The following is a 21411-nucleotide window of genomic DNA, read 5'->3' on the forward strand; positions in this document are numbered from 1 at the left end:
GAGGCGGGTTATCGGGTGGCGGCGTTCAGGCTGGCCAGGTAGGCGCGCCAGCCGCCGAATTCGGTGATGTCCCGCGCCCCGTCCAGGCCGCGCGGTTCGCAGATGAAGCCCTTGACCAGGCGCCCGTCGGCCAGCTCCAGCGTGCCGATGCCCAGCGGCGCGGGAATCTCGGCCACGAACGCGCCAAAGGCCGTCACGGGCACGTCCCACAGCTCGACTTCGATGGCAGCGCCGCTGTCCATCTTCACCAGGCCCGGCTTGGGCGGCGTGGTGTTGGCCAGCGCGAAGAGCCGGTAGTCGCCAGCCGTTGAGGTCTTCTCCACGAACACCGCGTGGCGCGAGGTGAGCTGATGATTCAGCGGCATGCCGGTCAGGTGGGCGCCCACCACCGCGACGCGCACGGTGTCCGCGGACGGCGCGCCATCGGCCGCCAGCGCAGGCAGCGGCGCGCCCGTCGCGCCCAGCGGCAGTCCGCGGCGCGCCTGCCATTGCCTGCCGAACTGCGCCAGCGCGCGATCCTGCCACGCCAATCCGATCAGCGTGATGCCCGAGGGCAGGCCATCGGCGCGCATGCCGGCGGGCACCGCCAGCGCGGACAGGTCGGCCAGATTGGCGAAGTTGGTGTAGACGCCCAGGCGGGAATTGAGCGTGACGGGGTCCGCTTCCAGCTGGGCGATCGTGTAGATGGACGGCGAGGTCGGCACGACCAGCGCGTCAAAGCCTTCGAGCGCGCGGTGAATCTGGCGGGTCAGCTCGGCGCGGCGGTACTCGGCCTTGAACGCGTCCAGCGCGCTGTAGTTCGCGGCCTGCTCGACGATGCCGCGCACGACCGGATTGATGGCGTCGGGGTCCTCGTTCCACAACGCCTGGACCGCGGCAAAGCGTTCGGCCACCCACGGTCCCTGGTACAGCAATGCCGCCAGTTCGCTGAACGGCGCGAAGTCGATGGCTTCGACCTGGGCGCCATCGGCGCGCAGCGCGCGCACGGCGTCCTCGAACACGGCGGCGGCTTGCGTGTCGCCAAAGAATTCCAGCGACGCCGGCACGGCCAGCCGCGGCGCCTTGGGCCACGGGCGCGCCGCGCCCGCCGGCACGCTGCGCGAATAGGGATCGGCGTCGTCATACCCGCCGGCCACCTGCGCAACCTTGTCGGCGTCGTCCACGGTCAGCGCGAAGATCGACACGCAGTCCAGCGTGCGGCACGCCGGCACCACGCCCGCGGTGCTGAGCCAGCCCTTGGTGGGCTTGAGCCCGACGATATTGTTGAAGCCCGCCGGCACGCGGCCCGAGCCCGCCGTATCCGTGCCCAACGAGAACGCCGCGATGCCGCGCGCAACCACCGACGCTGAGCCCGAACTGGAGCCGCCGCTTACGTAATCGGGATTGAACGTGTTGGCCACGGCGCCGTGCGGCGAGCGCGTGCCCACCAGGCCGGTCGCAAACTGGTCCAGATTGGTCTTGCCGATAAGGATGGCGCCGGCTGCGCGCAGGCGGCGCACGACGGTCGCGTCTTCTTGCGGCGTGTAGGCGAACGCGGGGCACGCCGCGGTGGTGGGCCAGCCCGCCGCATCGATGTTGTCCTTGATGGCAAACGGCACGCCATACAGCGGCAGGCGCGAGATGTCGCCGCCCGCCGCGGCCAGCAAGAGACGCAGGCCGTCGAGCTGCTCATCGAGCTGAATGCGGTCCACGCGCCGGATCCAGGCGTTGTCCTTGTCTGCGGCGCCGCCGGGCTCGGCGGCGTAGCCGGCCAACAGCGCCTCGGGCTGCGCCCCGCCGCGATAGGCGGCCTGCCATTGCGCGATGGTCCAACCGGCGGGTTGCTTCTGCGTTGCTGCGGCATTCATGCTGGAATCCTTTCTTGTATACAAGTACGGATTCCCAAGCAATCTGCGTGCCATGTTGGCCGCGCGCGTCGCTTTCCCTCTGACGCGCGGCCAGACCGCCCGCAAGCCGCCGATGCCGGTTCCAGCATCGGGGCACGCGCCGCACCGGGATCGGGCGCATCGCGCACCGGTTTTGTGCAGACGGCACCGTTCTGATCGCACGCGCGCCACGCCCCGGCCGCCACGCGTCTTCGCGTAAACCCACCCCCTTCATACAGCAGCGTGCAGCGTTGCCAGCACTTGGCACACGTTTTGCTTTTGACTCCTGTGCGACTGCTTTTTCTGAACGTTCTCGCCGGCCCGGCCGGCCTATTCCATCCAGGAGCCACCATGAAACGCAGACTAGCCCTTAAGCAACTGACCGCCGTGAGCCTGTTGGCCATGACCGGATGGATGCCGCAGGTTCACGCCGCCGAGGACACCATCAAGGTCGGCATCCTGCATTCGCTCTCGGGCACCATGGCCATCTCGGAAACGTCGCTCAAGGACGTGGCCCTGATGACCATCGACGAGATCAACGCCAACGGCGGCGTGATGGGCAAGAAGCTCGAAGCCGTGGTCGTCGACCCCGCGTCGAACTGGCCGCTGTTCGCCGAGAAGTCGCGCCAGCTACTGTCGCAGGACAAGGTGGCCGTGGTCTTCGGCTGCTGGACCTCGGTATCGCGCAAGTCGGTGCTGCCGGTGTTCAAGGAACTGAACGGCCTGCTGTTCTACCCCGTGCAATACGAAGGCGAAGAGCTGGAGAAGAACGTGTTCTACACGGGCGCCGCGCCCAACCAGCAAGCCATTCCCGCCGTCGAATACCTGATGAGCGAAGACGGCGGCGGCGCCAAGCGTTTCGTGCTGCTGGGCACCGACTACGTCTACCCCCGCACCACCAACAAGATCCTGCGCGCCTTCCTGCATTCCAAGGGCGTGAAGGACAGCGACATCGACGAGGTCTACACCCCGTTCGGCCATTCCGACTACCAGACCATCGTCGCCAACATCAAGAAGTTCGCCACCGGCGGCAAGACCGCGGTCATCTCCACGATCAACGGTGACTCGAACGTGCCCTTCTACAAGGAACTGGGCAACGCGGGGCTGAAGGCCACCGACGTGCCGGTCGTCGCGTTCTCGGTGGGCGAAGAGGAACTGCGCGGCGTGGACACCAAGCCGCTGGTTGGCCACCTGGCCGCCTGGAACTACTTCCAGTCCGTCAAGAACCCCGTCAACGACGCGTTCATTGCCAAGTGGAAGGCCTACGCCAAGGCCAAGAACCTGCCCAACGCCAACACCGTCGTGACGAACGATCCGATGGAAGCCACCTACATCGGCATCCACATGTGGAAGCAGGCCGTCGAACAGGCCAAGACGACCGACGTCGACAAGGTGATCGCGGCGATGGGCGGCCAGAAGTTCAACGCGCCGGACGGCTACACCATCGAGATGGACAAGACCAACCACCACCTGCACAAGCCCGTCTACATCGGTGAGATCAAGGCGGACGGCCAGTTCAGCGTGGTCTGGAAGAGCAAGGGCCCGATCCGTGCCCAGCCGTGGAGCCCGTACATCCCGGGCAACGAAGGCAAGCAAGGCCTTTAGTCTCAACATCAAGGAAAAGGCAGCCATGCGCATCGCGGCAATCGCACACTTCTTGCGTCGTTTCCTTCTGGCATGGCTGCTGGCCGTGCCGGCGCTGGCCGCACCCGCGGCCGCCGCCGGCGTGGACCAGACCCTGCTTGCGCCGCTGGCCGGCGACGACACCGACGCCAGGCTGCAAGCGATTGCCGCGCTGGGCCAACTGCCCGATCCGGGCGCCGCGGCGGTGCTGCAGGCGCTGGGTAGCGACCAGCTCTACGCCACCGCCGACGGCCGCGTGCTGATCGGCAAGAGCGGCACGCGCGCCATCGACCCCGCCACGGGCACGGCCGTGGACCTGCCTGCGGATGCGGGCACGATTTCCATCAACAACCGTCTACGCCGCGCCATCGAGGCCGCGCTGGCGGGATCGCGTCTGTTCTCCGACGACGCCAACGAACGGCTCGCCGCGGCCCGGCGGCTGCAGCAGACGGGCGACCCCGCGCGCCTGCCCATGCTGGAAAAAGCGCTGGCGGCGGAAAAGAACGAGGCCGTGCGCGATGCGCTGCTGATCGCGCAGGCCAATCTGGAATTGAAAAGCGAAGACCCCGCAAAGCGCCGCCACGCGGTGCAGGTGCTGGGCGACACCCGAAACGCCGCCTTCCGGCCCACGCTGGCCGCCCTGACGCAGGAGCGCGACGGCACGTATGCGGAGCCCGACGCCGGCGTGCGCGAGGCGGCGGCCACGGCCCTCAAGCAGATCGACCGGCACCTGGCCACGATCGAATGGGCCGGCAATCTGTTTTACGGCGTCAGCCTGGGCAGCGTCCTGCTGCTGGCAGCGCTGGGTCTTGCCATCACCTTCGGCCTGATGGGCGTCATCAACATGGCGCACGGCGAGCTGCTGATGATTGGCGCCTACGTGACGTATGTCGTGCAGACGCTCTTTCGCGCGTGGCTGCCGGGCTGGCTGGACTGGTATGTGGTGGCCGCCCTGCCGCTCGCGTTCGTCGTGACGGCGCTGGTCGGCATGGCGCTGGAGCGCACCGTGATCCGCTGGCTGTATGGCCGTCCGCTGGAGACGCTGCTGGCCACCTGGGGCATCAGTCTGATGCTGATGCAGGGCGTGCGGTCGCTCTTCGGCGCGCAGAACGTCGAGGTCGGCAATCCCAGCTGGATGTCCGGCGGCGTGACCGTGCTGGGCGGGCTGGTGCTGACGTACAACCGGATCGTCATCATCGGCTTCGCATTCTTTGTGGTCTTTCTGGTGTGGGCGCTCTTGAACCACACGCGGCTGGGCCTCTTTGTGCGCGCCATCACGCAGAACCGGCGAATGGCCGACTGCGTGGGCGTGCCGACCGGCCGCATCGACATGCTGGCCTTCGGCCTGGGCTCGGGCATCGCCGGGCTGGCGGGCGTGGCGCTCTCGCAACTGGGCAACGTGGGGCCCGACCTGGGCCGCGGCTACATCGTGGACTCGTTCATGGTGGTGGTGCTGGGCGGCGTGGGCCAGCTGGCCGGCACGGTCATCGCCGCGCTGGGCCTGGGCGGCGTGAATAAATTCCTGGAGCCTTACGCGGGAGCTGTCATGGCCAAGATCACCATCCTGGTGCTCATCGTGCTGTTCGTCCAAAAGCGGCCGCAAGGCCTGTTCGCCCCCAAGGGCCGGAGCGTCGAATGAAACAGACCGCGCTGACCGACCTGAACCTGCTGGCGCGCCGCCCGCTCTTCTCGAGCCGGGTGTGGGCCGCGCTGGCTGCGGGTGTTGTCCTGCTGGCCCTCCTGCCGCTGATGAATCTGTGGTTTCCGCCGGGCCATACGCTGCACGTGTCGGCCTATGCCGTGGCTTTGCTCGGCAAGTTCATGTGCTACGCCATGGCGGCGCTGGCGCTGGACCTGGTGTGGGGCTATGCGGGCATCCTGTCGCTGGGCCATGGCCTGTTCTTCGCGCTGGGCGGCTATGCGCACGGCATGTACCTGATGCGCGCCATCGGCCGCGACGGCGTCTACCAGAGCGACCTGCCCGACTTCATGGTGTTCCTGGACTGGAAGACCTACCCCTGGTACTGGTCTTTCACCGAGCACTTCTGGTACGCGATGCTGCTGGTGGTGCTGGTGCCCGGCGTGCTGGCCTTCGTGTTCGGCTACTTTGCGTTCCGTTCGCGCATCAAGGGCGTGTACTTCTCGATCATCACGCAGGCGCTGACCTTTGCCGCGATGCTGCTGTTCTTTCGCAACGACACGGGCTTTGGCGGCAACAACGGCTTTACCGACTTCAAGCGCATCCTGGGCTTTGACATCACCGCGCCGGGCACGCGCGCCACGCTTTACTGGGTGACGCTTGCGGCGCTGGCGGGCGCGCTGATCCTGGCGCGCGCGGTCACGCAAAGCAAGCTGGGCCGCGTGCTGACCGCCGTGCGCGACGCCGAGAGCCGCGTGCGCTTCATCGGCTACGACCCGCTGGGCTTCAAGCTGTTCGTGTGGACGCTGTCGGCCGTGCTGTGCGGCATCGCGGGCGCGCTGTACGTGCCGCAGGTGGGCATCATCAACCCGGGCGAAATGTCCACCGAGAACTCCATCGAAATGGTGATCTGGGTGGCCACGGGCGGGCGCGGCACGCTGATCGGCCCCATCATCGGCGCGGGCGCCGTCAACGGACTGAAGACCTGGTTCACCAGCGTGCTGCCGGAATACTGGCTGTACGCGCTGGGCCTCATCTTCGTGCTGGTGACCCTGTTCCTGCCCACCGGCATCGTCGGTCTTGCCCGCCGCATCGCGGCCCGCATCCAGGAGAAGAAGGCATGACCACCACGCACACCGAATCGGCCATGCTGGACGGCGGCCCCAGCGGCGACGCCGGCTACGGCCGCGTCAGCCCCAAGGGCCTGGACACCAGCCACGGCGCGATCCTGTACCTGGAAGGCATCACGGTCAGCTTCGACGGCTTCAAGGCGCTGAACGACCTGACGCTGGACATCGGCGTGGGCGAGTTGCGCTGCATCATTGGCCCCAATGGCGCGGGCAAGACCACGATGATGGACGTGATCACCGGCAAGACGCGGCCCACGTCCGGCACAGCCTACTTTGGCCAGAGCATCGACCTGACCACGCTGAGCGAGGCGCAGATCGCGCACGCCGGCATCGGCCGCAAGTTCCAGCGCCCCACGGTGTTCGAGCAGCACACCGTGTTCGAGAACCTGGAGCTGGCCATGAAGACGGACAAGCGCGTGCGCCCCACCCTGTTCTCGCGGCTGACCAGCGAACAGGCCGACCGGATCGGCGAAATACTGGACCTGATCCGGCTGCGGCCCGAGGTCTGGCGCCCCGCGGGCCTGCTGTCGCACGGGCAGAAGCAGTGGCTGGAGATCGGCATGCTGCTGATGCAGGAACCGCAGCTGTTGCTGCTGGACGAACCGGTGGCGGGCATGACCGACGCCGAAACCGAACGCACCGGCGAACTCTTGAACGAACTGCGGGGCCGCCATTCCCTGATGGTGGTGGAACACGACATGGACTTCGTCAACCAGATCGCCGGCGACGGCAAGGTCACCGTGCTGCACGAAGGGTCCGTGCTGGCCGAGGGGCCGATGAGCCGCGTGCAGGCCGACCCGCGCGTGATCGAAGTCTATCTGGGGCGCTGAACATGCTGGACGTAAGCACGATCGACCAATACTACGGCGGCAGCCACACCCTGCGCGGGGTGTCGCTGTCGGTGCGCCAAGGCGAATGCCTGGCGCTGCTGGGCCGCAATGGCGTGGGCAAGACCACGCTGCTCAAGTGCGTGATGGGCGTGTTGCCCGTGGCGCGCGGCGGCATCACGTTCGACGGCGCCGACATCACCCGCCTGGCGCCGCACCAGCGCGCCGCGCGCGGCATGGCGTATGTGCCGCAGGGCCGCGACATCTTTGCGCGGCTGACGGTCGAAGAGAACATTCTGATGGGCATGGCGACCCAACCCGCGGCCCGGGCCCGCCGCATCAAGGAAGAAGTCTTCGAGCTTTTTCCCGTGCTGAAAAGCATGCTGTCGCGGCGCGGCGGCGACCTGTCGGGCGGGCAACAGCAGCAGCTGGCCATCGCGCGGGCGTTGGTGGCCGAGCCCAAGCTCATCATCCTGGATGAGCCCACGGAAGGCATCCAGCCGTCCATCATCAAGGACATCGCGCGCGTCATCCACATGCTGCGCCAGCGCGGCGACATCGCGATCCTGCTGTGCGAACAGTATTTCGACTTCGCGCGCGAATTGGCCGACCAGTTCGTGGTGCTGTCGCGCGGCGAGGTGGTGGCCCGCGGCGGGCGCGACACGATCGACGGCGAGGACGTGCGGCGGCATCTGTCGGTTTGAGGGGCGCCGCGGCGCTAATCGTTTGGCGCCGCGGATGGACTATGCTCCGGGTCTGCTGGCGCGCATTTGCATCACGCATTGGCATCGCGCATTGGCATTACGCAACACCCGAACAGGAGCTCTCATGTCCGACGTCACCATCTACCACAACCCCAAGTGCGGCACCTCGCGCAACACGCTGGGCCTGATCCGCAACGCAGGCATCGAGCCGCAGGTCGTGCTGTACCTGGAAACCCCGCCTTCCCGCGACACGCTCAAGGCGCTGTTCAAGCAGGCTGGCATCGGCGTGCGCGATGCGCTGCGCGAAAAGGGCACGCCGTATGCGGAACTGGGGCTGGACGACACGTCGCTGTCGGACGACGCGCTGCTCGATGCGATTGAACAGCATCCCATTCTTTTGAACCGCCCGTTTGTGTCGACGCCGCTGGGCGCGAAGCTCTGCCGGCCATGCGAAGGGGTGCTGGACATTCTTCCGTCCCCGCAGCAGGGCGCGTTCGCCAAGGAAAGCGGCGAGCCCGTCATCGACGCGCAAGGCAATCGCATCCAGAAGTAAAAACGGCCGCATCGAAGCGCTTTGCAAGGGAACTGACGGGTACGGTCATTACCATCGCGGCAACCGAATTATTACGCCGCGATGACGTGTCATGGATTTCCTGGAAAGCCTCAATCAGTCCCTTTTTCTTTCGATCAATGCCGACCCCGCCACGCCCGCGTGGCGGATCCACGCCGCCATGCTGGTGGCAAACAAGCTCATCCTGCTGGTTCCGGGCGTCATGGCCGCCGTGTGGCTGTGGGGCAGACAAGCCCAGCGCAGCCTGATGCTCAAGGCGCTGGCCAGCGTCGCCGTGGCCCTGGGGCTCAGCTACGTGTGCGGCGCGCTATGGCCGCATCCGCGTCCCTTCGTGATCGGCCTGGGCCACGTCTTTTTCGCGCACAAGCCCACATCGTCGTTCCCCAGCAATCACACGATCATCATCGCCGCCTTCGCCTTCGCGCTGATCCTGGACCGGCGCTGGGCGGGATGGGGCTGGCTCGCGTTGGCGGGCGCCTTGCTGGTGGGGACGTCGCGCGTGTATCTGGGCGTGCATTTCCCGCTGGATATCGCGGGCGGGTTGCTGCTGGCGCCCCTGGCTGCGGCCATCACGGTGCCGGTGTGGCAACGCGCGGGCGAACCGCTGACGGGCGTGGCGCAGGCGGTGTACCGCAAGGTGCTGGCCCTGCCGATTGCGCGCGGATGGATCCGGGCGTAACGGGGGCCGCGACAGCCGTCGCGGCCACCCTGCCGCTTAATTGATCGCGACCTTGGCTTCCTTGACCAGCTTCGCGTAATTGGTGGTGTCGGCGCCGATGCGCGCCTTCATCTCGGCGGGCGTGTCGCCGATCGGCACCGCGCCGATCTCGGCCATGCGCCGCGTGAAGTCCGGCGAACGGATGATCTTCACCATCTCGGCATTGAGCCTGTCGACCACGTCCTTGGGCGCCGCCGCGGGCGCCAGCACGCCGAACCACGTGCCCATGTTGAACGGCTTCAGGCCCGCCTCTTCCATTGTCGGCACGTCCGGCAGCGCGGCCGAACGCTGGTTGGTGGTCACGGCCAGCGCGCGCAGCTTGCCGCTCTGGATGTGCGCAAGCACCGGGGTGATGGTGTCGAACGACATGTCGATCTGGCCGCCCAGCAGGTCGGTCGTCAGCGGCCCGCTGCCCTTGTACGGCACATGCAACAGCTGCACGTTGCCTGCGCGCTCGAATTGCGCGCCGATCAGGTGCTGGCCCGTGCCCATGCCGTTGGACCCGTAGGTCAGCTTGCCGGGCGAGGCCTGCGCCAGCTTCAGCAGCGAAGCCACGTCCTTGGCCTGCAGTTTGGGATTGACGACCAGCACATTCGGCACGAGCGCCACGGTGGTGACCGGTGCGAAGTCCTTCTGGAAGTCGTAGTTCAGGTTCTTGTACACGCTGGTGGCGATGGTGTGATGCACCGCTCCCATCAGCAGCGTGTAGCCGTCCGGCGCGGCCTTGGCCACGTAGTCGGCGCCCAGCGTCGACCCCGCGCCCGGCTTGTTCTCCACCACCACCGGCTGACCCAGGCTTTTGGCCAGCTCCTGCCCCAGCGCGCGCGCCAGCACATCCGTCGTGCCGCCGGCCGGAAACGGCACGACCAGGTTCACCGGGCGCGTCGGATAGGACTGCGCCTGCGCGCCGCCCGCGAGTGAAACGCCGATCAGGCAGGCGAACGCCAAGGCGCGCGCCGTCATCGCTTTCTTTTGCATGAGTTGTCTCCTGACTACGAATGAGCTTCGCTTGTTGTTGTATTGGCCGCCGCAGGCGTCGGATCTGATGTCCTCGTACCTGCACCCGGAATCCCGCTACGCCGCCTTGGCCTGCGCCGATTCGGACAGCTTTTTGCATACTGCGTTGGTCACCTGCTCGGTCGTCGCGCGGCCGCCCAGGTCGCCGGTGTGCAGCGCGGGATCGGCGGTGACGCTTTCGATGGCCTGCATCAGCCGTGCAGCCGCTTCGGTTTCGCCCAGGTGCTCCAGCAGCATCACCACCGACCAGAATGTTCCGACCGGATTGGCCAGGCCCTTGCCCATGATGTCGAAGGCCGAGCCGTGGATGGGTTCGAACATCGACGGATAGCGCCGCTCGGGATCGATGTTGCCCGTGGGCGCGATGCCCAGGCTGCCGGCCAGCGCCGCCGCCAGGTCGCTCAGGATGTCGGCGTGCAGGTTGGTGGCAACGATGGTGTCCAGCGACGCAGGTCGGTTGACCATGCGCGCGGTGGCCGCATCGACCAGTTCCTTGTCCCAGGTCACGTCCGGAAACTCGCGGCTGACCTGCACGGCGATCTCGTCCCACATCACCATGGCATGGCGCTGCGCGTTGGACTTGGTGACGACGGTCAACAGCTTGCGCGGCCGCGACTGCGCCAGCTTGAACGCAAAGCGCAGGATGCGCTCGACGCCGGCGCGGGTCATGATCGATACGTCGGTCGCGGCCTCGATAGGATGGCCCTGATGCACGCGGCCGCCCACGCCGGAGTATTCGCCTTCGGAGTTCTCGCGCACGATCACCCAGTTCAGCTGTTCGGGCGTGCAGCGCTTGAGCGGCGCGTCGATGCCCGGCAGGATGCGCGTGGGACGCACGTTCGCGTACTGGTCAAAGCCCTGGCAGATCTTCAGGCGCAGGCCCCACAGCGTGATGTGATCGGCGATGTCGGGGTCGCCCGCCGAGCCGAACAGGATCGCGTCCTTGTCGCGCAGCGCGTCCAGCCCATCGGCCGGCATCATGACGCCATGCTTGCGGTAATAGTCTCCGCCCCAGTCGAAATCCTGGAACTCGAAACGCAGCCCGCCCTGGGCCGCGAGTTCCTGCATGACGCGCTGGCCGGCGGGAATCACTTCCTTGCCGATGCCGTCGCCGGGGATGGTTGCAATGCGATAGGTCTTCATGGTGCCAGCGCTCCGTGCGGGGTGAATGCTGCTGGCACTGTACCGAGCGCGGCGCGTGGCGCACGCGCCCAGATTCACAACATTTTCAACCTGAAGTTGAAAGTGCCCGCGCGGCCGCGACCGACTGTTGCGCGCTGCGCCAGCCCGCCTCGTGCGCCAGCAGCCAGCGCTTGCGGGCCAGGCCGCCGCCGTACCCGGTCAGCGCGGCGTTGGCGCCGATCACGCGGTGGCACGGAATCACGATGCCCACCGGATTGGCGCCATTGGCCAGCCCGACCGCGCGCACCGCCGTGGGCCGCGCGATCCGCGCGGCAAGCGTGCCGTAGCTGATGGTGCAGCCGCCGTCGATGCCCCGCAGCGCGTGCCAGACCTGCTGCTGGAACGGCGTGCCGCCAAAGGCGACCAGAAGCGCCGAGATGGCGTCCACATCGCCGTCGAAATACGCTTGCAGCGCGCGGCTAGCCTGCGAGGGCTGCGCGGCGCTCTGCAGTTGCACCGCGCCCCGGCCATATTGCCGCTGCAACAGCAGGTGCATGCGGGATTCGTAGTCTTCCCAGTCCACGGCGCGCAGGTGGTCCTGCGCATCCGTCAGCACGAGCATCCGGCCGATGGGCGTGGACACGCGTTCGAGCAGAAAGGTGTGTACCGGCATGATGCCGCTCCGCAAAGGTGTGCAAGCCGCCAATATAGACCTGCCGCCGGACCGTGCGCTGGCGGTTTTCGGACAGCTGTGTGACATTCACATCCCCGTCCGAAATCCGCTAGATCTTGTCCGCCCGGCGGCGTTAGCATCGCCTCATGAACCTGAACCACGATGCCTGCTACAGCGCCATCCAGGTGCGCGACGCCCGCTACGACGGCCGCTTCTTCACGGCCGTGAAAACCACGCGCATCTACTGCCGGCCGGTCTGTCCGGCGCGCACGCCCCTGTCCAAGAACGTCACGTTCTTCTCGACCGCCGCGGCCGCGCAAGAGGCGGGTTTCCACCCCTGCCTGCGCTGCCGTCCGGAAACGGCGCCCGAATTGGGCCCTGGCCACGAACTGCCGGCCAGCGTGACGCGCGCGCTGCAGCGCATCGAACTGGGTGCGCTGGACGAGGCCGGCGTCGACGTGCTGGCGCAGCGCCTGGGCATCGGCGAGCGGCAGTTGCGCCGCCAATTCCGCCAGCATCTGGGCGCCTCGCCCGTCGCATTCGCACAGACGCGCCGCGTGCTGCTGGCCAAGCAGCTCATCCACGAAACGCAACTTCCCATGGCCGAGATCGCGTTCGCCGCCGGCTTCGGCAGCATCCGCCGCTTCAACGAGGTGTTCCTGGACCTGTTCGGCCGCGCACCCGGCGAATTGCGGCGTTCAGGCAAGCCGGAAGTGCCCGCGGGTCGGGACGGAGAAATCAAGCTGTTGCTGCGTTATCGCCCGCCCTACGACTGGGACGCCATGCTGGCCTTCCTGCGGCTGCGCGCGATCCCCGGGGTGGAATCCGTGACCGGCGACACCTATGCGCGCACCATCAGCCTGGACGGCGCGCAGGGCACGGTCTCGGTCCGGCCGGGCGCCGGCGACGCGCTGCACGTGACGGTGCGCTTTCCCCGCCTGCAATCGCTGCCCGCGATCATTGCGCGCCTGCGCCGCGTCTTTGATCTGGCCAGCGACCCCACGGCCATTGCCGCGCAGTTTTCCACCGATCCGGTCATGATGGCGTTGATGCAGGCGCGGCCGGGTTTGCGCGTGCCGGGCGCGTGGGACGGGTTTGAACTCGCCATGCGCGCGGTGCTGGGCCAACAGATCACGGTGGCCGCGGCCATCCGGCTGGCCGGCAAGCTGGTGGCGGCGCACGGCGCGCCGCTGACGCAACCGGACGGTGCGCTGACCCATGTGTTCCCCGAGCCCGCAACGGTGGCCGCCGCCGAGCTGGCATCGCTGGGCATGCCGCGCAGCCGCGCGGCGACGTTGTCGGCGGTGGCCGCAGCCGCCGTCGCGGACCCGCATCTCTTTGACGCCGCCGTCGATCTTGAAGACGCGGTGCGGCGGCTGCGTACGATACGCGGCGTCGGGGAATGGACGGCGCAGTACATCGCGCTACGGCAACTGCGCGAACCGGATGCGTTTCCGCATGCGGACATCGGCCTGATCCGCGCACTGGAAAAGCTGGAATCCCGGCCCTACACGCCCGCACAGCTGCTGGCGCGGTCCGAGGCCTGGCGGCCGTGGCGCGCCTATGCGGCGCAGCACCTTTGGACGGCCTGACCACCGCTCGGGCGGCCGGCCTTCACCAACGCCCGTCCGAGCCTTCGCCAAAATACGCCACCAGAAAGTCGACGAACACGCGCACCTTGGCGGACAGGTGATGCCGTTCGGGGAACACCGCGTAGATGTCCGCCTGCGGCAGCGCATAGTCTTCCAGCACCTGCACCAGACGGCCGCTGCGCAGGTAGCGGGCCAGATCCCATTCGGCGCGTTGCAGGATGCCCAGGCCCGCCAGCCCCCAGGTCAGCGTGACCTCGCCGTCGTTGCTGCTGAGATTGCCGCGCACCTTCACGGTTTCACTGCGCCGGCCGCGGGTGAACCGCCACAGGCCATAGGCCGCCTCGTTCTGGCGCAGCACGATGCACTGATGCCGCGCCAGGTCGTGCGGCGTGGCCGGCGTGCCGTGTTTTTTCAGATAGCCGGGCGAGGCGCAGACCAAGCGGCGGTTGGGCGCAATCTTGCGCGCGATCAGGCTGGTGTCGGGCAGATCGCCGAAGCGCACGGCGACGTCGAAGGCCTCGCGCACGAAGTCGGCGGGCCGGTCGGTCAGTTGCAATTGCAGCGAGACCTCGGGGTATTTCTGCGCGAATTCCGCGATGGCGGGCGCGATGTAACTGCGCCCGAAGCCGAGCGGCGCATTGACCTTGAGCAGCCCGCGCGGCGCGGCCTGCCGGCTGGCGATGAGCGCATCCAGATCGTCGATTTCGCCCAGGATGCGGCGGGCGTTTTCCAGGTAGACCTCGCCCTCGGCGGTAAGGCTCAGGCGCCGCGTGCTGCGGTTGAACAGCCGCACGCCCAGCCGCGCCTCGATCTGCGCGAGGCGCTTGCTGACCGCGGCGGGCGTGACGTCAAGCTCGCGCGCCGCGGCCGACATGCCGCCCGCGCGCGCAAGTTCCACGACAAGAAGCAGCTCGCCGGAATGGCCCATCGGCGTGGACCGGCCGCTCAGTCGCGGAAGTTCTCGAACTGCAGCGGCAGGTCGACGTCGGTCTTTTTCAGCAACGCGATGGCGGTCTGCAGGTCGTCGCGCTTCTTGCCGGAGATGCGCAGCTTGTCGCCGTTGATCTGCGATTCGACCTTGAGCTTGGCGTTCTTGATGGCGGCAATGAGCTTCTTGGCCACGGGCTGTTCGATGCCCTGCTTGATCGTGACCTTCTGGCGGGCGCCGCCCAGGTTTTCGAGCGGGTCGGCCACATCCAGGCAGCGCACGTCGATGCCGCGGGCCGACAGGCGGCCGCGCAGGATGTCCAGCATCTGCTTGAGCTGGAACGCGCTGGACGCGACCTGGGTCACGACGAAGCCTTCGAGTTCGAACTTGGCGTCCGTGCCCTTGAAATCGAAGCGCGTGGCCAGTTCGCGGTTGGCCTGGTCGACGGCGTTGGCCAGTTCGTGTTTGTCGACTTCGGAGACGACGTCAAAAGTAGGCATGACACGGGATCCTGTGAAAATTGGCGGAAAAATGCAATGCCCGCCATTTTACCGGCCTCGCGCGCGGCGTCACGCCGTCACGCCATCACCACCAGCAGGCGCTCGGGTTGCAAGGGATGCGGCATGACGTGGGCGTCGATGCCGTAGGCCAGGAACAGGTTCCGCGGGGTCAGCACCTGCGCCGGCGCGCCCGCCGCAATGGCGCGGCCGCCGCACAGCAGCAACAGGCGGTCGCACCAGCGCGCCGCCAGGTTCATGTCGTGCAGGATCACCAGTACCCCCGTATCGCCATCGTGGGCTAGACCCGCCGCAACCCGCAGCAGGTCGCCCTGGTGCTTGGGGTCCAGGCTGGCGGTGGGCTCGTCCAGCAGCAGATAGCGCGGTTCGCCCTGCCCGCGCGCCGCCTTGCACTGCACCAGCACCCGGGCGAATTGCACGCGCTGCTGCTCGCCGCCGGACAGCTCGGGGTAACGGCGCGCGCGCAGATGCGCCACGTCGGCCCAGCCCAGCGCCTGCTCCACCAGCGCGTCCACCTGCGCGGGCGACAGCTCCGGAAACGGATAGGCGCCCATCCCCACCACCTCGCGCACGTCCAGATCGAAGCTGAGCCCGGGCTTTTGCGGCAGCACCGCGCGCAAGCGGGCCTGCTGGCGGTGCGCCAGCCGCCGCACGTCGGCATCGCCCATCCGGACCGTGCCCGAATCGGGCGCCAGTTCGGACGACATTGCCCCCAGCAGCGTCGACTTGCCCGCGCCGTTGGCGCCCAGCAGGCCCACCACTTCGCCGGGCCGCACCGCCAGCGACACCTTGTCCAGGATGCGGCTGCCCCCGCGCGTCAACACCAACTCATCGGCCGCGAGCATCATCCATGCCTCCGGCCACGCGCCAGCAGCCACAAGAAAAAGGGTCCGCCCACCAGGCTGGTCACCAGCCCGATCGGCAGCTCGGCCGGCACGACGGCCACGCGCGCCAGCCAATCCGCCAGCGTCAGCGCCAGCGCGCCGCCCAGCACGCACGCGGGCAGCAGCCAGCGGTGGTTGGCGCCCAACGTCATGCGCACCAGATGCGGCACGACCAGGCCCACGAAGCCGATGCCGCCGGTTGCGGCCACCAGCGGGCCCACGATCAGCGCGCACGCCAGCACCAGTTGCGCCCTGACCCGCTTGAGCGCATAACCCAGGTGCTGCGCTTCACGTTCGCCCAGCAGCAACGCGTTCATCACCCGCCACTGGCGCATCAGCCACCAGGACATCGCCAGCACCCACGGCCCAAGAAAGGCTAGCAGCGTCCAGTTGGCGCCGGCCAGGCTGCCCATGGTCCAGAACGTGAGGTCGCGCAGTTGCGCGTCATTGGCCACGAACGTGAACAGGCCAATCATCGCGCCTGCCACCGCGTTGATGGCGATGCCCGCCAGCAGCAGTCCCGCCATGCCGGGCACGCGCCGGCCCAGCGTGTACGCGCAGAAGGTAGCGAGCAGACTGCCCGCAAAGGCGGCCGGCGCCAGCACCCAGAAGCCGCCCGCGGTCAGCACGATGGCGGCCACCGCGCCCAGCGATCCGCCCGCCGAAATGCCGATGAGGCCGGGCTCGGCCAGCGGATTGCGAAAGAGCGCCTGCATCGCCGCGCCTGAAATGGCCAGCGCCGCGCCCGCCACCATGGCAAACAGCACCCGGGGAAGCCGGATGTCGATCAGGACATTGCGCCACAGCGCATCGTCCGGCGCGGGATTGCCAAACAGCAGCGCGGGCATGTCGCGCAGCGGAATCTGCACTGCGCCGCTGGCGCTGGCGGCCAGTGCCACCCCCACCAGCACGGCGCCCAGCACGGCCAGCGCCATCGGTGCCGAGACGCGCTTGGCGCTAGCGCCCCATGACACCGGCCGCCTCCCGCTTGAGTTCGGTCAGCGCCAGCGGCAGGCGCGGGCCCATGCCCAAGAGGAGCAGGTCGTCCATGACAATGACGCGCTTGCGCGCCGCGGCGGGCGTGGAAGCCAGGCCGGGCAGCGCCAGCAGCTTATCCACACCGCCGGACGCGTCCAGCGACGTCCGCGTCACCACGATGATCTCCGGCGCCAGCGCGCTGACGGCCTCGGCAGAAAGGGGCTTGTAGCCGTGCTGGTCCTTGAGCACATTGGCCAGGCCCGCCATCGTCATGACCTCGTTGGCCGCCGTGCCGCCCCCGGCGCCTTGCAGCGTGCCCGTGCGGTTGATGACCAGGATCGCGCGGGCGCCGGTGGCCGGAATCGCCTCGACCGCCTTCAGGTCGCGCGTGATCTCGGTCACCAGCGCGTCGCCGGCCGGGGCCACGTCCAGCGCCTCGGCGATGTTGCGGATGCGGGCCTTCAGCGAGTCCACCGACGGCGCGTCGGGCACCGTGACGATGCGCACGCCGACGTCGGCCAGACGCTTGAGCGCATCGGGCGGGCCGGCCTGCTCGGACGCCAGGACCAGATCCGGCTTGAGCGCCAGCACGCCTTCCACCGGCACCGCGCGGTAATAGCCGACGCGCGGCAGCTTGGTCGCGGCCTCGGGGTACAGGCTGGACAGATCGTCCCCCACCAGCTTGCCGCCCTGCCCAAGCTGATACACGATCTCGGTCACACTGCCGCCCAGCGTCACCACCCGCGTCGCCACCCGTTCGGGCGGCGACGCGTGCGCGCCCGCCGCCAGTAACCAGGCCGCCACTGCCAACCATTTCTTCATCGCTTTCGCTTCCTTATGCGCTCGGGGCTCAAGCGGCCAGCGGCGCGCTGCACAGGCCGACCATCATTTCGCGCCATTGCGGGATTTCCGGCTGGCCGGGCTTGCGTTCGCCAAAGAACTGCACGATCAGGTCGCCCGTGCTGGCATACACCTCCAGCGAGGTGACCCAACCGTCCGTCGTGGGCTTGTTGACCACCCACGCCGAGGCGATCGCGGTGGTGTCCAGGTGCAGGTTGAACTTGGGATCCAGCACGTTGAACCACGGCCCCGTGCGGCGCAGCGACTGCACCGGTCCGGAATGAATCTGGATCATGCCGCGGTTGCCCACGAAGCACATGATGCGCAGGCCCGATTCCGAGGCGGCCTGCAGCATGCGCTCGACGGCGTCGGCCGGCACCGGCTGCGCCAGGTCTTCACCCGCGGCCGACAGCGCCGCCAGGCGCGACACCTTGAACTTGCGCAGGAGCGGAAAGAACTCGTGCGTGTCCTTCATCGCCAGCCAAGCCTCGCGCCACGCTTGCGCGTCCTCGACCTGCGCGGCGTCCGAAGGTGGCGCGTAGGCTTGCGTGACGGGCCACTGCGCCTGGCCCGCAAATCGCGCAACCAGCGCGTCCCACGCGGCGGCATCCGTGCCGTCGGTGCGGTAGACCTTGTGCACCGCCACGCCCGCGCCGTCGAAGAATTGCAGGCTGCGGCGGCCGTCCTGCTCGACCGACCAGGCCGACTTCCAGGCGGTAAAGAAAACGCGCAGGTCGATGTCCGGCCCCAACACCAGGCCTACCGGACCGTCGGCCTGGATGTCCTCATACCGGCCGTGGCGCTCGTGCACACACCAGTCGTTGCGCGTCAGCGCCATGACTTCGCCCAGCGTGCCCAGCTCGCGGAAGATCTCCTGCGGCGTGCCAATGAGCGCCGTCGCCTGTACCCCGCCACAGCCCGCGGCCACCCATTCGGCCTCGGACACGCCCAGGGCTTGCGCCAGATTGCGGGCGCGCAGCCCGGGTTGCGAGGCGGCCAGCGCCTCGTTGCGAGCACGCAGTTGCTCTGCGCGGATGGTGAAATCGGTAGTCGTCATCGTAGGCCCTCCGGCCAGTGCAAAACACATTGCTGAAAACCGCCGCCGGGTCCGGTCAGCGCCGAATGGCGGCGGACCGAACTCAATATTGATACGTCAGCGAGACGCGCACGCTGCGTCCCGGTTCCGTGTACCAGTCCACCGGGCGCGGAATCGCGGTGGCGCCAGCGGTCGGCACGTTGATGGCCTCCCAGTACTTCTTGTCGAACAGGTTGAAAACGCCCGCCTGCACCTGCAAGCCCTTCACCGCGGCGGGACGCCAGTAGCCCATCAGGTCGACCACGCCATAGCCAGGCGCCTTGAAGTCGGGATTGGGCGCGTCGGCCGACGCCTCGGGGTACTCGACCTTATTGCGCTGCATCGCCGTGGTCAGCATGGCGTCCACGCCCCACACGTCGCGGCCATACCCCACGCCCAGCACCGCCTTCAACGGCGCCACGGAATTCAGGTACTGCCCCGTGCCCTCGTCCTTGCCCACTGCCCACGCCAGCGATCCCCACGTGCGCCAGCCCGGCGCGAACTTCCAGTGCGCGCTTGCCTCGGCGCCGTAAATGCGGACCTTGGCGCGGTTGACGTTGCCCGTCACCCCCAGCGGATACTGCCCTGCCCAACCCGGCTGCCACTGCGGCGAACTGGCGTTGAGCGGCACATCGCCATCGATGAAGTTCTGATAGCGATTATCAAAGAACGATACTGCACCGCCCAGGTCGTCGGACCCCATCTTGGCGCCCAGTTCCCAGCCCCTGCTGGTCTCCGGTTTCAGATACGGATTGCCCACGCGCAGATAGGTGCCCGGGCCGCCATAGTTGGTGTAGAGCTGCGTGGCGCTGGGCGCCTTGAAGCCGTAGGCGTACTGCGCATAGAGGCTGAGCTGCTCGGCCGCCCGCCACGTGCCCAGCAGCTTGGGCGAGAAGCGGCTGCCGCTGTTGCTGGGCGGCAGCGCGCCCGCGTTGGGATTGCTTTCGTAGCCGGCCGTGGACTGCGGCCGTTGCTCGTAGTGGTCGTAGCGCAAGGCGGGGGCCAGCGTGTAGCGCCCGTCGGCAAAGCTGAACTCGTCCTGCACCCACAGCGCCCACTGGTCGCCCTTGGATTGCGGCACGTCGGCCTGATTGGTATGCAGCATGTCGCACGCACGCGGACCGAACGGCGCGGGTGTGCCCGGACGGATCACCGGGCAATTGTCATAGCCGCTGGAGTTCTGCTCGGTCTTGTTGCCGTACCACTCGCCGCCGAACGACCACAGTTGCGACACCGACGCGCCCGCGATGCGCTTGGTCAATTCCGTGCTGGCGCCAAAGAGCGTCTGCTGGATCGAGTTGCTGCGGCCATACGGCCCGTTGGGAAAGCCGTAGCGGAACGGATCGCCCGGAATAATGCGAGCACGCGCGTCGACGCCGCGGATGCCGGTCAGCGAGTTGTCCAGGCGCACGCGCTGCCAGTACACGACGGCGTGGGCCGTGTCGATGAGGCCGCCCGAGTCCGGCGCCGTGTACGTGTAGTCGAACGACACCCGCTCGCGTTCGGTTTCCTTGCGCGTGCTGTTTTCGCCGATGAGGTAGCTGGTGCCGGGGCCTTGCTCCCACAGGTTGTCGATGTCGGCATTGCGTTTGAAGTATTCGCCCGTCAGGCCGAACAGATGCGCGCCGTCCACCCGTTGCTGCAGCTTCATCAGGAAGCTGCGCTGGTCGTAATCTTCGGGGCTGGGCTCGCTGCGGGTGGCGCCGTAGCCGCCGACGTCGCCCCGGTTATCCAGCTCGTGACCGTTGCGCACACCCGCCTGCACCAGCCAGAACGTGTTGCTGTGGATCTGCCCGGCCAGCGCGGCGTTGGCGCCCCAGCTGTTGTCCGCGGAGTCGAAGTCGGTCTTGGCCAGCGCGCCGAAGGTCTTGCCGCCGCTCAGCAAGTCCGCGGGATTCAGCGTGTGCAGGTCAGCGATGCCCGAGATGGCGCCGGAGCCGCCGCCGGTCGCGTCCGCGCCACGCACGATGTCCAGGCGCGACAGGCTGTTGAAGTCCACGGCCTCCAGGCCGCCCTTCACGCCGCGCGCGCCGTCGTCCAGCCAGGGCAGGCGGATGCCGTCCACGCGGGTCAGCACGCGGTCCTGGTCCAGACCGCGGATGTTGATGCTGTTGGTCGTGCGATTGAAGTTCACGCCCGGTTCGGCGCGCCGGCCCAGGTCGGTCCAGTTCCGAATCTGCAGATCGTCCATGCGGCGGCGGTCGGTGCTGGTGTCCCAGGCCGGCGTGAGGACGGCGGCCTCGCCGTCGATCCGCACCGGCGCAAGCTGCGTCACGCCGCCCTGCGGCAGCGCTTGCAACACGAAGACGCCCGCGCTGCGTTCCTGCACGCCCAGTCCGCTGCCGGCCAGGAGACGCGAGAACCCCTCATGCACGGAATAGGCCCCCTGCAATCCCGCGGTGCGCCGTTGACCCACCAGCGCCGAATCGAACAGCACGGTCACGCCGGCGCTGTCCGCAAAGCGTGGCAACGCATCCGCCAGCGCCCCGGCCGGGATGCTGTAGCCGCGCATGCCGGCCTGCGCCGCCGTGGCCCCCTGCGCCTGCGCGGCGGACATCGGCAGCATCGCGGCGGATGCCGCGCACAAGGCCAGCGCCGCGTGCACGGCGGCGGTCAGACGGGTCAGCCGGCATTGCGCGCCTCGGGCTGAACGGGAGCCGCTTGCGCGGCCGGCGGGGTAGTAAGCCATGGTCGTCCTTTCGATCCA

19 protein-coding genes are annotated in these 21411 nt (G+C 68.0%); 8 read left to right on the forward strand and 11 right to left on the reverse strand.

Annotated features, from left to right (window positions below; genetic code table 11):
* Positions 1-8: 8 nt before the first annotated feature.
* Positions 9-1847 carry an allophanate hydrolase gene (gene atzF / locus H4P35_RS20930; protein WP_226846801.1) on the reverse strand — a complete coding sequence of 613 codons (1839 nt, stop codon included), beginning with the start codon at positions 1845-1847 and terminating at the stop codon, positions 9-11.
* A 369-nt stretch (positions 1848-2216) separates the two neighbouring features.
* Here atzF and urtA point away from each other — a divergent pair, with 369 nt between their 5' ends.
* The 7 genes from urtA to H4P35_RS20965 all read left to right on the forward strand — a co-directional run bounded on the left by urtA (position 2217) and on the right by H4P35_RS20965 (position 9038).
* Positions 2217-3470 (forward strand): urea ABC transporter substrate-binding protein, encoded by a 1254-nt coding sequence (gene urtA, locus H4P35_RS20935; protein WP_063952076.1) that lies wholly within the window; start codon positions 2217-2219, stop codon positions 3468-3470.
* 25 nt (positions 3471-3495) lie between these two features.
* On the forward strand, positions 3496-5127 hold the full coding sequence (gene urtB / locus H4P35_RS20940; protein ID WP_226846803.1) for an urea ABC transporter permease subunit UrtB: 1632 nt from the start codon (positions 3496-3498) through the stop codon (positions 5125-5127).
* The gene (gene urtC, locus H4P35_RS20945) at positions 5124-6251 is read left to right on the forward strand and encodes an urea ABC transporter permease subunit UrtC (RefSeq protein WP_217618362.1); all 1128 of its coding nucleotides are present in this window, start codon (positions 5124-5126) and stop codon (positions 6249-6251) included. The genes urtB and urtC overlap by 4 nt, the downstream gene beginning before the upstream one ends.
* Positions 6248-7087: an urea ABC transporter ATP-binding protein UrtD gene (gene urtD / locus H4P35_RS20950; RefSeq protein WP_226846810.1), complete on the forward strand. Its 840-nt coding sequence runs from the start codon at positions 6248-6250 to the stop codon at positions 7085-7087. The genes urtC and urtD overlap by 4 nt, the downstream gene beginning before the upstream one ends.
* Before the next feature lie 2 nt (positions 7088-7089).
* A complete protein-coding gene (gene urtE / locus H4P35_RS20955) occupies positions 7090-7788 on the forward strand; it encodes an urea ABC transporter ATP-binding subunit UrtE (RefSeq protein WP_175155154.1) in 699 nt (232 codons plus the stop codon).
* Between the two features lie 124 nt (positions 7789-7912).
* Positions 7913-8341 carry an arsenate reductase (glutaredoxin) gene (gene arsC / locus H4P35_RS20960; RefSeq protein WP_056326445.1) on the forward strand — a complete coding sequence of 143 codons (429 nt, stop codon included), beginning with the start codon at positions 7913-7915 and terminating at the stop codon, positions 8339-8341.
* A 91-nt stretch (positions 8342-8432) separates the two neighbouring features.
* Positions 8433-9038 carry a phosphatase PAP2 family protein gene (locus H4P35_RS20965; RefSeq protein ID WP_226846820.1) on the forward strand — a complete coding sequence of 202 codons (606 nt, stop codon included), beginning with the start codon at positions 8433-8435 and terminating at the stop codon, positions 9036-9038.
* A gap of 36 nt (positions 9039-9074) precedes the next feature.
* Here the strand turns inward: H4P35_RS20965 and H4P35_RS20970 are convergent, their stop codons facing one another.
* From H4P35_RS20970 to H4P35_RS20980, 3 genes are all read right to left on the reverse strand, one after another.
* Positions 9075-10055: a tripartite tricarboxylate transporter substrate binding protein gene (locus H4P35_RS20970; RefSeq protein ID WP_226846822.1), complete on the reverse strand. Its 981-nt coding sequence runs from the start codon at positions 10053-10055 to the stop codon at positions 9075-9077.
* Between the two features lie 96 nt (positions 10056-10151).
* Positions 10152-11237 carry a tartrate dehydrogenase gene (locus H4P35_RS20975; protein WP_056326436.1) on the reverse strand — a complete coding sequence of 362 codons (1086 nt, stop codon included), beginning with the start codon at positions 11235-11237 and terminating at the stop codon, positions 10152-10154.
* Positions 11238-11322: 85 nt separating this feature from the next.
* Positions 11323-11889: a methylated-DNA--[protein]-cysteine S-methyltransferase gene (locus H4P35_RS20980; protein WP_226846824.1), complete on the reverse strand. Its 567-nt coding sequence runs from the start codon at positions 11887-11889 to the stop codon at positions 11323-11325.
* Between the two features lie 146 nt (positions 11890-12035).
* Here H4P35_RS20980 and H4P35_RS20985 point away from each other — a divergent pair, with 146 nt between their 5' ends.
* Entirely contained in the window at positions 12036-13481 is a 1446-nt protein-coding gene (locus H4P35_RS20985) for an AlkA N-terminal domain-containing protein (protein WP_226846826.1), read from the forward strand.
* Positions 13482-13503: 22 nt separating this feature from the next.
* On the opposite strand, the gene H4P35_RS20990 is transcribed toward H4P35_RS20985, so the two are convergent.
* The 7 genes from H4P35_RS20990 to H4P35_RS21020 form a co-directional block, all read right to left on the reverse strand.
* On the reverse strand, positions 13504-14409 hold the full coding sequence (locus H4P35_RS20990) for a LysR family transcriptional regulator (protein ID WP_063952084.1): 906 nt from the start codon (positions 14407-14409) through the stop codon (positions 13504-13506).
* Positions 14410-14426: 17 nt separating this feature from the next.
* Positions 14427-14909: a YajQ family cyclic di-GMP-binding protein gene (locus H4P35_RS20995; RefSeq protein WP_056326426.1), complete on the reverse strand. Its 483-nt coding sequence runs from the start codon at positions 14907-14909 to the stop codon at positions 14427-14429.
* Positions 14910-14986: 77 nt separating this feature from the next.
* Positions 14987-15775 (reverse strand): heme ABC transporter ATP-binding protein, encoded by a 789-nt coding sequence (locus H4P35_RS21000; RefSeq protein ID WP_226846828.1) that lies wholly within the window; start codon positions 15773-15775, stop codon positions 14987-14989.
* Positions 15772-16746, reverse strand: a complete 975-nt coding sequence (locus tag H4P35_RS21005; RefSeq protein WP_056326421.1) for an iron ABC transporter permease — start codon at positions 16744-16746, stop codon at positions 15772-15774. The genes H4P35_RS21000 and H4P35_RS21005 overlap by 4 nt, the downstream gene beginning before the upstream one ends.
* Positions 16747-16768: 22 nt before the next feature.
* Complete coding sequence (locus H4P35_RS21010; RefSeq protein WP_226846830.1) at positions 16769-17611, reverse strand: hemin ABC transporter substrate-binding protein; 843 nt, start codon at positions 17609-17611, stop codon at positions 16769-16771.
* Positions 17612-17639: 28 nt separating this feature from the next.
* Complete coding sequence (locus H4P35_RS21015; protein WP_226846832.1) at positions 17640-18686, reverse strand: hemin-degrading factor; 1047 nt, start codon at positions 18684-18686, stop codon at positions 17640-17642.
* 82 nt (positions 18687-18768) lie between these two features.
* On the reverse strand, positions 18769-21393 hold the full coding sequence (locus tag H4P35_RS21020) for a TonB-dependent hemoglobin/transferrin/lactoferrin family receptor (RefSeq protein WP_370638937.1): 2625 nt from the start codon (positions 21391-21393) through the stop codon (positions 18769-18771).
* Positions 21394-21411 lie beyond the last annotated feature (18 nt).

It is taken from the genome of Achromobacter sp. 77 (assembly GCF_020541125.1).
Classification (GTDB): Bacteria; Pseudomonadota; Gammaproteobacteria; order Burkholderiales; family Burkholderiaceae_B; genus Achromobacter; species Achromobacter mucicolens.

Bases quoted from the DNA above. Each gene is read 5' to 3' on its own strand.
- atzF (WP_226846801.1), bottom strand. From the start codon at position 1,847: ATGAATGCCGCAGCAACGCAGAAGCAACCCGCCGGTTGGACCATCGCG.
- urtA (WP_063952076.1), top strand. From the start codon at position 2,217: ATGAAACGCAGACTAGCCCTTAAGCAACTGACCGCCGTGAGCCTGTTG.
- urtB (WP_226846803.1), top strand. From the start codon at position 3,496: ATGCGCATCGCGGCAATCGCACACTTCTTGCGTCGTTTCCTTCTGGCA.
- urtC (WP_217618362.1), top strand. From the start codon at position 5,124: ATGAAACAGACCGCGCTGACCGACCTGAACCTGCTGGCGCGCCGCCCG.
- urtD (WP_226846810.1), top strand. From the start codon at position 6,248: ATGACCACCACGCACACCGAATCGGCCATGCTGGACGGCGGCCCCAGC.
- urtE (WP_175155154.1), top strand. From the start codon at position 7,090: ATGCTGGACGTAAGCACGATCGACCAATACTACGGCGGCAGCCACACC.
- arsC (WP_056326445.1), top strand. From the start codon at position 7,913: ATGTCCGACGTCACCATCTACCACAACCCCAAGTGCGGCACCTCGCGC.
- H4P35_RS20965 (WP_226846820.1), top strand. From the start codon at position 8,433: ATGGATTTCCTGGAAAGCCTCAATCAGTCCCTTTTTCTTTCGATCAAT.
- H4P35_RS20970 (WP_226846822.1), bottom strand. From the start codon at position 10,055: ATGCAAAAGAAAGCGATGACGGCGCGCGCCTTGGCGTTCGCCTGCCTG.
- H4P35_RS20975 (WP_056326436.1), bottom strand. From the start codon at position 11,237: ATGAAGACCTATCGCATTGCAACCATCCCCGGCGACGGCATCGGCAAG.
- H4P35_RS20980 (WP_226846824.1), bottom strand. From the start codon at position 11,889: ATGCCGGTACACACCTTTCTGCTCGAACGCGTGTCCACGCCCATCGGC.
- H4P35_RS20985 (WP_226846826.1), top strand. From the start codon at position 12,036: ATGAACCTGAACCACGATGCCTGCTACAGCGCCATCCAGGTGCGCGAC.
- H4P35_RS20990 (WP_063952084.1), bottom strand. From the start codon at position 14,409: ATGGGCCATTCCGGCGAGCTGCTTCTTGTCGTGGAACTTGCGCGCGCG.
- H4P35_RS20995 (WP_056326426.1), bottom strand. From the start codon at position 14,909: ATGCCTACTTTTGACGTCGTCTCCGAAGTCGACAAACACGAACTGGCC.
- H4P35_RS21000 (WP_226846828.1), bottom strand. From the start codon at position 15,775: ATGATGCTCGCGGCCGATGAGTTGGTGTTGACGCGCGGGGGCAGCCGC.
- H4P35_RS21005 (WP_056326421.1), bottom strand. From the start codon at position 16,746: ATGGCGCTGGCCGTGCTGGGCGCCGTGCTGGTGGGGGTGGCACTGGCC.
- H4P35_RS21010 (WP_226846830.1), bottom strand. From the start codon at position 17,611: ATGAAGAAATGGTTGGCAGTGGCGGCCTGGTTACTGGCGGCGGGCGCG.
- H4P35_RS21015 (WP_226846832.1), bottom strand. From the start codon at position 18,686: ATGACGACTACCGATTTCACCATCCGCGCAGAGCAACTGCGTGCTCGC.
- H4P35_RS21020 (WP_370638937.1), bottom strand. From the start codon at position 21,393: ATGGCTTACTACCCCGCCGGCCGCGCAAGCGGCTCCCGTTCAGCCCGA.